At 44.3% G+C, this 2,064-nt stretch carries 4 protein-coding genes; all 4 read left to right on the top strand.

Annotation, left to right across the window (positions count from 1 at the left end):
• Positions 1 to 315 precede the first annotated feature (315 nt).
• The 4 genes from ABW391_RS18365 to ABW391_RS18350 are packed head-to-tail and all read left to right on the top strand — an operon-like array spanning position 316 to position 2,041.
• Entirely contained in the window at positions 316 to 648 is a 333-nt protein-coding gene (locus tag ABW391_RS18365; protein ID WP_353483365.1) for a YtxH domain-containing protein, read from the top strand.
• 3 nt (positions 649 to 651) lie between these two features.
• Positions 652 to 993, top strand: coding sequence for a hypothetical protein (locus tag ABW391_RS18360; protein ID WP_353483364.1), 342 nt, complete (start codon positions 652 to 654; stop codon positions 991 to 993).
• Between the two features lie 6 nt (positions 994 to 999).
• Positions 1,000 to 1,377, top strand: a complete 378-nt coding sequence (locus ABW391_RS18355) for a hypothetical protein (RefSeq protein ID WP_353483363.1) — start codon at positions 1,000 to 1,002, stop codon at positions 1,375 to 1,377.
• A 19-nt stretch (positions 1,378 to 1,396) separates the two neighbouring features.
• Entirely contained in the window at positions 1,397 to 2,041 is a 645-nt protein-coding gene (locus ABW391_RS18350) for a PIG-L family deacetylase (RefSeq protein ID WP_353483362.1), read from the top strand.
• The last annotated feature ends 23 nt before the right edge of the window (positions 2,042 to 2,064 follow it).

Below are 2,064 nucleotides of genomic sequence, written 5' to 3'. Positions count from 1 at the left end.
TTACTTATCTAATCCTCTGGCAAAATGATCACTTATTTTTTTATCGCCCCTAAGATAAGACCAATTGTGATTTTAGGTGAAGGGTAGGGTGGAGGTCAATAGTACGACTTTCCGTTCCTACTCTTTCTCTTTTTTTTGAAAAACCATCCTTCCAATGTGTGAATCATGCAACTCTATATAGGAATTGTGTAACGCTTATGCTTCTTGAAAACCTGATCTTTGTAATAGATAATCAATAGATTGTTAACGAATCGCCACCTCGGAGGTGGCTGCTTCATTAACAGTCCTATCAAACCACAAATAAAAATAAACACCATGAGTACCGAAAGAACAGTATTGGGCATAGTGGCCGGATTGGCCATTGGCTCCGCTTTGGGCATTTTGTTTGCACCAGAAAAAGGAACAACTACCCGCCGTAAACTTACCAAAAAAAGTGAGCGCTACGTAGAAGACCTGGGCGACAAATTCAATGAATTCATCGAAGGCATTACCGACCGATTTGAAGCGGTAAAAAAAGAAGCCGTACGCATGGCCGAAAATGGCAAAGCCAAAATGGCTGAGCTAGAGGCAAGCGGCAAAGCCAAAATGGCTGAGCTAGAGGCAAACGGCAGAGCCAAAATGGCTGATCTCGAATCAGCTAAAAAATAATAGATGGAAACTCCGGCAGACTTAATGGAAGCATTAGTTGAGAAAGCCGAGGCATACGGCAAAACGACCTATGAGCTTTCGACTCTTAAAGCACTGGAAACAACTACGATTGTGTTGGGTTCCTTGGTTGCACAACTGAGCGTATTCATCCTGATTTTCTTGTTTGTCTTTGTTTTAAGCATAGGCGTTGCGCTGTTGCTGGGTGATTTGCTCGGTAAGGTCTACTATGGTTTTTTTATTGTAGCTGCTGGTTATTTGATCGCTGGATTGGTCTTGTATTTTTTTCGGCAAGCATGGATAAAGAAACCCATCAGCGATTTAATCATTGCCCAAACTTTTCAATAATCTACCATGCACAAGATCAATTCGGATTCAGAACTTAGAGCAGCCATTACGGCTTTGGAATACAGACAGGTTACCGAAGGAAAAATGCTCAAAGCGGAATTCAACCTCGCTTATGAGAGCATTAAACCCATCAACTTCATTCGCAATACCGTCAAGGAAATCAATAGGTCGAGTGAGCTGAAGACTGATCTTTTAACCTTGGCAGTGGGGGTCGGGGTCGGATACCTCTCGAAAATTTTGTTCAAACGCGTAACGCACCAGCCCTTGAAAAAACTGCTCGGCGCTGCCCTGCTATTCGGCGTTTCCAAACTGATCTCCAGACACGACACCTACCTGATGATTGAAAGCACTCCGGTTGAGACAAGCCTCTTCATTGAATCCTAGTTGATTCTAATTGTTATCAATGACCCGCTTATCGAACAAGACTGTCTGTGTTATTGTAGCGCATCCCGATGACGAAACGCTTTGGGCTGGTGGAACCATCCTGAGCAGTCCAGCCTGGCATTTGTACATCGTTTGCCTTTGCCGGGGAGACGATCAAGAACGAGCAGCCCGGTTTTACAATGCGCTGAAAGTACTTAAATCAGGAGGCTGCATGTGGGATCTGGACGATGGTCCTGATCAAAACCCCACCGACCCGGTCGCGCTTCAGCAAACCATCCTGAACCTAATGCCCTCTAATCATTTTGACCGGATCATCACCCACAACCCCTCTGGTGAATACACCAAACACCTGCGCCATGAGGAAGTGAGTAGGGCAGTAATTCAACTCTGGAATGCAGAGCGAATCTGGACCAAAGAACTCTGGACATTTGCCTACGATGATGGCAACAAAGCCTATTATCCAAAGCCTGTTGAACAGGCAAGCATCCATCAGCCGCTGACAGATGAAATCTGGAAAAAAAAATACCGCCTGATCACCGAAACCTATGGTTTTGACAAAAAAAGTTGGGAAGCCCAAACAACCCCTAAATCAGAAGCTTTTTGGCAGTTTTCCAAAAAAGAAGAAGCCGAAATATGGCTAAACAAAGGAGGCATTGCACCATGAAAACATTGCACCATGAAAATATT

Source organism: Haliscomenobacter sp. (assembly GCF_040403615.1).
GTDB lineage: Bacteria > Bacteroidota > Bacteroidia > Chitinophagales > Saprospiraceae > Haliscomenobacter.
This window is presented reverse-complemented; position numbering and strand designations above follow the sequence as displayed.

Bases quoted from the DNA above. Each gene is read 5' to 3' on its own strand.
- ABW391_RS18365 (WP_353483365.1), top strand. From the start codon at position 316: ATGAGTACCGAAAGAACAGTATTGGGCATAGTGGCCGGATTGGCCATT.
- ABW391_RS18360 (WP_353483364.1), top strand. From the start codon at position 652: ATGGAAACTCCGGCAGACTTAATGGAAGCATTAGTTGAGAAAGCCGAG.
- ABW391_RS18350 (WP_353483362.1), top strand. From the start codon at position 1,397: ATGACCCGCTTATCGAACAAGACTGTCTGTGTTATTGTAGCGCATCCC.
- ABW391_RS18355 (WP_353483363.1), top strand. From the start codon at position 1,000: ATGCACAAGATCAATTCGGATTCAGAACTTAGAGCAGCCATTACGGCT.